Annotated in this window: 1 protein-coding gene; it reads left to right on the top strand. The window is 29.8% G+C overall.

The annotated features are described in order from the left end of the window. Positions 1-504 (top strand): hypothetical protein (locus ACWIUE_RS11935; RefSeq protein ID WP_454137010.1); only part of this gene is annotated, 504 nt, incomplete at its 5' end. Positions 505-517: the final 13 nt, after the last annotated feature.

Genomic DNA, 517 nt, shown 5'->3' with positions numbered 1-517 from the left:
AAACCAAATACTATTGGATTTGGTGGTAGTATTTATTATGGTAAAGAGTGGAATTTTAATAATGCAGGTGTGTTAGGATTAAGTGGTGGAGTTGATTATAAGGGATTGTATGCAAATGAATTTATTATGAGTAATATGGCAGATTCAAGTGTATTTGAGAAGTATAATAAGCAACTTTATAATCTGCTATATTTAGATTTAGCATTGGATTATAATAAATATTTTAATACAAGCATAGGGCTTTGGGGATTAAATACCAAACTTGGCATAAAGGGTAATATTACAAATAATGCCCTATCTAAATCAAAAGTATTTTTGAGTAATAATAGAAGCGTTGATATGATAGTAGATAATGACAAAGTGTTAGGATATGCAAATATAAGTGGTAGCTATGTGCTAAATACAAAAGATTTTGATATGGAGTTTAGTATGGCATATTATGGCAATTATGGAAATAGAACGATAAGTAATGGTGGAGGGTTTGAGTGGAGAGTAAATTGGTAGATTCGCAATTTGT

It is taken from the genome of Helicobacter sp. 23-1045 (assembly GCF_053654655.1).
The sequence above is the reverse complement of the archived record's forward strand: the minus strand, read 5'-3'. Positions and strand labels throughout refer to the sequence as shown.